Below are 6,956 nucleotides of genomic sequence, written 5' to 3' on the forward strand. Positions count from 1 at the left end.
GTTAATGAGTTTGGGCTTGATCGCCCAATTTACCGAGCAATTCCTCTTCCTTGAACTCATATTTTTCAGCACAAAATTGGCAATCTGCTTGGATACTCCCTTGCTCAATAAGCAGCTGACGAACTTCCTCTGTACCAAGAGACAGTATGGCATCTAAAGTTCGTTGACGAGAACAGGAACAACCAAATTGCATCGGTTTTATATCGTACAAGCGGACTTCTTCTTCATGATATAAACGATGCAACAACTCTTCTGTTTCAAGCCCAAGTAGCTCTTCTTCTTTTACTGTGGCAGCAAGCTGAGTAAAACGACTCCATGCGTCTTCATCGCCCTCTTTTGCTTGCTCTGCTGGTAAACGCTGTAAAAACAAACCACCACACTGAGAGCCATCAGAGGCTAACCAAACTCGACTTGGCAATTGCTCTGATTGGTAAAAATATTGCTCAAGACATTCCGCTAAAGAGTCCCCTACGATTTCAACAATCCCTTGATAACGCTGACCATTGCGCGGTGAAATAGTAATCACCAAATGACCGCCGGCCAGTATTTCTTTTAAAGAAATAGTTTCTGGAACAGGCTGTGCCTGATCCCATTGGGCAATACCACGAAGGTTTTGATTCTCATCACACTCCGTCATTAAAGCCGACAAGAAACCATTGCCCTTTGCTTGAATAGATAAAATTCCATCAATTTTCACTATGTCTCTCAACAAAGCGATGGCAGCGACAAATTCACCCAGCAATTTTTCAATCGATAATGGATATTGCTGACGCTTAATAATCTCTTGATAAGCGCTGCTCAATAACACTCGCTCACCACGAACATTGGTATTATCAAAAGAAAAGCGCTGTATTTCATTAACAGGTACATTATTCACAAAGCTCACCTTGCGCCTCTAATATAGCGCGAGTAATAAATTCTAGTCGATATTGCGCCGCATTTTACCCTTGAGCGCCTTAATCATCCACTTTAAACAGTGTATTAACTGGGAATATTCTCTATTCCTATTTCGTTTCACTTAGCAGCAGCCTAAAATGCTAAGCATTGTATTTAAGGTTGAGATGTCACTTTTGCACAGCTCAGCACAGACGTAAGAGATCCCCTGTTTTTATGATCCAATTTAGCGAAGTTAGTCTACAGCGCGGCACCCAATTTTTACTAGAAGACGCCGACCTCACCATTTTCGAAGGTCAAAAAATCGGCCTAATTGGCGCCAATGGAGCCGGTAAGTCCTCCTTATTCGCAATGATTCGTGGAGACCTAAACGCCGACACAGGCGAAATGATTTTACCAAGCCATCGCAGCATTGCTTTTATGGCTCAAGAAGTAGGAGAAACGCAACGTAGCGCACTCGATTATTGCTTAGATGGAGACCAAAAGCTTCGTGAAATTGAAGCCAATATTGCTAAAGCCGAAGCAAGTGGTGACCACCATGCCCACGCGACCTGGTTAGGCGAATTTGAACAGGCACATGGCTATACTGCCCAATCAAGAGCAGAGACGTTACTACAAGGCCTTGGCTTCAAAATGACCGACATGAATAAACCAGTTTCCGACTTCTCGGGGGGCTGGCGTATTCGCCTTAATCTTGCCAAGGCGCTGATGTGCCCTTCCGATGTGTTATTACTTGATGAACCAACCAACCATTTAGACCTAGATGCCGTCATGTGGTTAGAAAACTGGTTACGCCAATACCCAGGAACGCTACTGCTCATCTCCCATGATAGGGATTTTCTTGATGGCATCTGTAGCCATATAGTCCACCTTTACCAAAAGAAATTAACCCTATACAAGGGTAACTATTCAGACTACGAACGCCAACGTGCAGAACACCTTGCACAACAGCAAGCAAATCATGAAAAACAACAAACGAAGCGCGCTCACCTGCAACAATATGTGGACCGCTTCCGTTACAAGGCAACCAAAGCCAAGCAAGCGCAAAGTCGCTTACGCATGCTAGAAAAGATGGAGCTAATAGGCCCCGCCCATATAGATTCTCAATTTGAGTTTTCTATTCCCGTTGCAGAAAAAACTTCTCAACAATTAATACACCTATCTCAAGCGGACTTAGGTTATCAAGCAGAATCAGGTCAGCCCTTAGTTCAATTAGGACAAACCAACTTCACCCTCCGAGATGGTCAACGTATCGGTCTATTGGGTCCTAATGGAGCAGGTAAATCGACTCTTATTAAATCCATTGTTGGAGAAATTACTGTCTTATCTGGTGAACGAATAACCGGAGAAAACCTGAAAATAGGTTACTTCTCCCAGCATCAGCTAAGTGCTCTCGATTTAGAGGCATCGCCAGTTTTACATATCCAGCGCCTTTCACCGAAAGTATTAGAAAACGAAATACGACGATATTTAGGGGGCTTTGGTTTTATTGGTGACGATGCCTTACGCCCAGTAAAAGGCTTTTCAGGAGGCGAAAAAGCACGTCTTGCCTTGTCTTTGATTACATGGACAAAACCTAATCTTCTAGTGCTGGATGAGCCAACCAACCATTTGGATCTAGAAATGCGCCAAGCGCTCACCGAAGCCTTGCAAGAATTTCCAGGATCCATCCTACTGGTTTCCCATGATCGCCACTTACTAAACAGTACCGTTGATGAGTTTTATCTTGTCGCCGACCATAAAATACAAGCCTTTGATGGAGATTTAGCCGCTTACCACACATGGTTACAAGCAAGACAAGCAGCATCAAACAAGGATGAAAAAAACGAACCCGCAATTGATAAGCTTGATCGCAAAGAAGAACGTCGCAAAGCAGCAGAGTTAAGAGAAAAGTTACGTCCTCTTCGTAAGCAAATTGAAAAACATGAAAAAGCTGTTCACACAGCACAATCACACCTAGATAAAATATCGGAAGCCATGGCTGACAGCGCCTTATACGAAGCGGAACAACGTGAACAACTACAAAAATTACTCAACGACGAAGCAAAATGGAAAAAATCACTCGAGGAAAATGAAGAAGCTTGGTTTGAAGCTCAAGAGTCACTCGAAGAAGCAGAAACAGCTCTAGAGTAAAAAGAAAAGCATATTCCCGTTAAATAAAGACACTTATCGACAAAATCAACGACATAGTCGAAAAATGACATAAAATTGTCATACAAACCGATTACATTAACGAACAGCGAAATTAGGAGATAATGGATGACCTTTCCATTCACCCGCATGCGCCGTATGCGTAAAGAGGATTTTTCTCGCCGCTTGATGCGTGAGCACCGTATCAGCTCTGATGACTTAATCTACCCGATGTTCGTTATTGAGGGCAACAATTCACGTGAACACATTCCTTCCATGCCCGGCATTGAAAGAGTCAGTATCGATATACTCCTAGAAGAAGCGGCAGAGCTAGTCGATCTTGGCATTCCTATGATCGCTTTGTTTCCCGTTGTCTCTAACGACAAAAAATCTTTACTTGCTGAAGAAGCTTACAACCCAAATGGCCTAGCACAACGGGCCGTAAAAGCATTAAAAGAAGCCTTCCCAGAGCTAGGTGTCATGACAGATGTCGCATTGGACCCTTTTACGACGCACGGTCAAGATGGAATCATTGATGAATCTGGCTATGTCTTAAATGATGTCACCGTAGATACCTTAGTCAAACAAGCCTTGTCCCACGCACAAGCAGGTGCAGATGTCATTGCACCGTCCGATATGATGGATGGACGTATTGGTGAAATACGTAATGAACTAGAAACAGAAGGATTTATTAACACGCTAATCATGGCCTATTCCGCCAAATATGCCTCAGCTTACTACGGACCATTTCGTGATGCTGTCGGCTCTAGTACGAACCTAGGAAAGGGCAATAAGTTCACCTATCAAATGGATCCAGCAAACTCTAACGAAGCCATTCGTGAAATTATGCTAGATTTAGACGAGGGTGCCGATATGGTTATGGTCAAACCAGGCATGCCTTATTTGGATATTGTCCGCCGTGTCAAAACAGAATTAGAAGTCCCCACTTTCGTTTATCAAGTGAGTGGAGAATACGCAATGCAAATGGCTGCTTTCCAAAACGGCTGGTTAGATAAAGATACGGTAATGATGGAATCGCTATTGGCATTCAAACGTGCCGGAGCCGATGGCATCCTCACCTATTTTGCAAAAGATGCAGCACGCCTGCTTAAGAATTAAGAACGAGCCATTGACTCTCTCAACTATATGCAAACTAAGCAAATAGGCTAAGAGAAACAGTGACCTGCAGGCTGTGTTAAGATAATTTATTCGTTATATGCCTACTTTAATTGAGAAGGACAGTAACATATAGATACCACACTCATGGTAAGACGGTATTTGGGAGTTTATGAAACACATGTCTGAACAGCCTGTAAGCGAGATTGAAAAAAAGGAACTTAACGTGGCTCAATTAAACGGAGCCGATGCTGAAGAACTTGTTCTAGAACCTATTCCTGAGCAACCACAAGACGCGAAGAAAATTGCCATTGAAGAGCGTCTGCCAGAAGAAATAGACCTAGCAGACCCCGAGCTTTATTTTAATCGCGAGCTCAGTCACTTGCAGTTCAATGCACGCGTCCTTGAACAAGCAATGGATGAAAATCACCCTATTTTAAATCGTCTCTTATTTCTCTGTATTTTCAGTTCAAACATGGACGAATTCTTTGAAATCCGAGTTGCAGGGTTAAAGAGTCAACTAGAATACAGCCGTGAGAAAAACGGCCCCGATGGCATGCACCCTAAAAAAGTGCTCTCTCTTATCAGTGAACAAGCGCATAAGTTAGTACGCCGCCAATACAAAATACTCAATGACATTATTTTTCCAAAACTTTTCGATGAAGGCGTGAAGTTTATTCGTCGTTCAGAATGGAGTGAAAAACAATCCGCTTGGGTAAAACGTTACTTCAGGGATAACGTGCTGCCAGTCATTAGTCCAGTTGGTTTAGACCCTACTCACCCTTTTCCTAGATTAGCGAATAAGACATTTAACTTCGTAGTCGATCTCGAAGGTCGAGATGCTTTTGGCCGTGAAAATGGACTTGCTATTGTACCAGCACCAAGCTCCCTACCTCGTTTGGTCAAACTACCTGATGAAGTATGTGAAGGAGGAGATAACCTTGTCTTCTTATCATCCATCATTCACGCCCACGCTGATCAACTGTTTCCCGGCATGACTGTAAAAGGTTGTTTTCAATTCCGTTTAACACGAAACGCTGACCTAGAAGTAGATTCCGATGATATTGGTGTCGACCTAGCAGGTGCGCTACGTACCGAGCTACAAAGCCGTCATTACGGCAGCTCTGTACGCCTAGAAATCGCGGAAAACTGCCCTACCCATATCATCGACTCTTTGTTGAAACAATTCGACCTTGAACAACAGGATTTATACCGCACCAACGGCCCTGTAAACCTAAGTCGTTTAATGGCCGTATTAGAACTAATTGATCGCTCAGACCTAATGTATTCACCATTTTCTCCAGGACTACCAAGAAAACTGGCCAGCTCAGGAACAATATTTGAAGCAATTAGGCAAAAAGATTACCTCTTGATGCATCCTTTTGAGAGCTTCTCACCCGTCGTAGATTTCCTAAGCGAAGCGGCAAAAGACCCGAAAGTAGTTGCGATACGCCAAACACTTTATCGAACGGGGTCACGCTCCCCTATCGCCAACGCATTAGTCGAAGCCGCTCGTAACGGTAAAGAAGTCACCGTTGTTATTGAATTACGAGCACGATTTGATGAAGCAGAAAATCTAGCGCTAGCAAGCCGTTTGCAGGACGCTGGTGCAATTGTGGTATACGGTGTTGTACGTCACAAAACCCATGCGAAAATGATCATCATCGTACGTAGGGAAGACACAGAGTTAACTCGCTACGTTCATCTAGGCACAGGTAACTACCATGCAGGTAATGCACGCCTTTATACCGACTACAGCTTCTTAACAGCAGATAAAGAAATTGGTGATGATGTACATCGTGTATTCCAACAACTGACAGGCATGAGTAAAGAACTTAAAGTGAAAAAGCTTCTGCATGCTCCTTTCACATTGCGAGATCGTCTACTCGATATGATTGCCAAGGAAGCCGAAAACGCACGCAACGGAGATCCTGCACGCATCATTATAAAGGTGAATTCTTTAACTGAGCAGAGATTAGTACAAGCGCTTTACAAGGCTTCCCAAGCCGGAGTGAAGATAGACCTAATCATTCGTGGTATCTGTACTCTACGACCAGGCATAAAAGGTGTCTCGTCAAATATTCGAGTGCGCAGCATCATCGGTCGCTTCTTAGAGCATACAAGGGTGTATTACTTTTATAACAACCGTAACCCAAAAGTCTACCTGTCCAGTGCAGACGGCATGGATCGCAACCTAAATAATAGAATCGAAGTGGCATTCCCGATACAAGATTACAAATTGGCTCGTCGAGTGAAACGAGAACTAGAGTATTATCTAACCGACAATACACAAAGTTGGCTGCTTCAAAGCGATGGATCCTATCAACTATCTAAACCAAGAAAAAATGAATACAGAAGTGCCCAACGCTTCTTACTCGGAGAACTTGCAAACACGAATAGATAGCTGGAAGCAAACGAGTATTAAAAAAACCAGTCCTGAGCTAGTTTTTTAATACTCAGCCTATTCAATTAACAACCGATTTCAAATCGAAATAAGTGGATAAGCTTCAAGATTATTAACACAGGAATTATTTATGGAGCCTTTAGAATGATTTTGTGAATAAAAACAAGGCTTATCCCCAGATTTCCAATAACACATGATTCAATTAGTTCATTACATACTTTCACCTACTTAGAACTAAAAGTAAAACAAACTAGGGTTAAAGAAACCTTTCAACTTTTCTGTAGACAAAAAAATCCTGATAGCATAACTATCAGAGCCTTTTTAATATTCAGTAACGACCTATAATACTACAAGACGGCCATTGGCGTTTAATTCGCGCCGACGCGTTGAGCTTGCGAAACAGGCGTAAGCG

The 6,956-nt window shown here is 42.9% G+C and carries 4 protein-coding genes; 3 read left to right on the forward strand and 1 reads right to left on the reverse strand.

Annotated features, from left to right (window positions below; all coding sequences use genetic code 11):
• Nucleotide 1 precedes the first annotated feature (1 nt).
• Nucleotides 2-877, reverse strand: coding sequence for an Hsp33 family molecular chaperone HslO (hslO, locus tag I8J31_RS16525; RefSeq protein WP_199469692.1), 876 nt, complete (start codon nucleotides 875-877; stop codon nucleotides 2-4).
• 233 nt (nucleotides 878-1,110) lie between these two features.
• On the opposite strand from hslO, the gene I8J31_RS16530 reads away from it, so the two are divergent.
• The 3 genes from I8J31_RS16530 to ppk1 all read left to right on the forward strand — a co-directional run bounded on the left by I8J31_RS16530 (nucleotide 1,111) and on the right by ppk1 (nucleotide 6,544).
• On the forward strand, nucleotides 1,111-3,027 hold the full coding sequence (locus I8J31_RS16530) for an ATP-binding cassette domain-containing protein (protein WP_199469693.1): 1,917 nt from the start codon (nucleotides 1,111-1,113) through the stop codon (nucleotides 3,025-3,027).
• 126 nt (nucleotides 3,028-3,153) lie between these two features.
• The gene (hemB, locus tag I8J31_RS16535; RefSeq protein WP_199469694.1) at nucleotides 3,154-4,143 is read left to right on the forward strand and encodes a porphobilinogen synthase; all 990 of its coding nucleotides are present in this window, start codon (nucleotides 3,154-3,156) and stop codon (nucleotides 4,141-4,143) included.
• Between the two features lie 178 nt (nucleotides 4,144-4,321).
• On the forward strand, nucleotides 4,322-6,544 hold the full coding sequence (ppk1, locus tag I8J31_RS16540) for a polyphosphate kinase 1 (RefSeq protein ID WP_199469695.1): 2,223 nt from the start codon (nucleotides 4,322-4,324) through the stop codon (nucleotides 6,542-6,544).
• Nucleotides 6,545-6,956 lie beyond the last annotated feature (412 nt).

Origin of the sequence: Marinomonas transparens, assembly GCF_016463975.1 — a bacterium.
Classification (GTDB): domain Bacteria; phylum Pseudomonadota; class Gammaproteobacteria; order Pseudomonadales; family Marinomonadaceae; genus Marinomonas; species Marinomonas transparens.

Bases quoted from the DNA above. Each gene is read 5' to 3' on its own strand.
- I8J31_RS16530 (WP_199469693.1), top strand. From the start codon at position 1,111: ATGATCCAATTTAGCGAAGTTAGTCTACAGCGCGGCACCCAATTTTTA.
- hemB (WP_199469694.1), top strand. From the start codon at position 3,154: ATGACCTTTCCATTCACCCGCATGCGCCGTATGCGTAAAGAGGATTTT.
- ppk1 (WP_199469695.1), top strand. From the start codon at position 4,322: ATGTCTGAACAGCCTGTAAGCGAGATTGAAAAAAAGGAACTTAACGTG.